We start from the raw sequence: 439 nt of genomic DNA on the forward strand, positions 1-439 counted from the left end.
AAACAGTGTGTGCTGAATGTTCTATTGTAAAATTGTTTGGAACAGAGAAAGCTATGCGCAATTGTGGGTGAATAAATTGGTTGCCTCGTACAAAACCTGTATAAAAGCCTCCTCCAAAAATCATGCCATCAATGCTTTTGAGAAAAGAATCGCGATCGGTTGTTTTACTATTCCCTTTACTGATTTTACGCGCTTTTTCTATCGCAAGCTGAATGCGTTGAGGGGTGGTTGGGTGAGAGGCTAGAAAATCTAGAGAGGCATTTTGGGGGCCGGAGATATTACGCAAAGCACTATAGGCTTCCATTGTTTGAAGAAAGCGTGGTGAAGCAAATGGATCATATCCTGCTTGTTGGAGCATTTCAAGTGCAAGGGAATCAGCTTCTAGCTCTTGATTGCGGGAAAATTGCGCGAGTTGTTGCTTGTTTTGCGTAGGGTTATG

General features: G+C 42.6%; 1 protein-coding gene. It reads right to left on the reverse strand.

Annotated elements, in window-relative coordinates:
• The coding region (locus J7R13_RS09000) for a M48 family metalloprotease (protein ID WP_208438321.1) at positions 1–439 on the reverse strand (439 nt) is incomplete at both ends.

The sequence above is a fragment of the Bartonella taylorii 8TBB genome (genome assembly GCF_902825155.1).
GTDB lineage: Bacteria > Pseudomonadota > Alphaproteobacteria > Rhizobiales > Rhizobiaceae > Bartonella > Bartonella taylorii_A.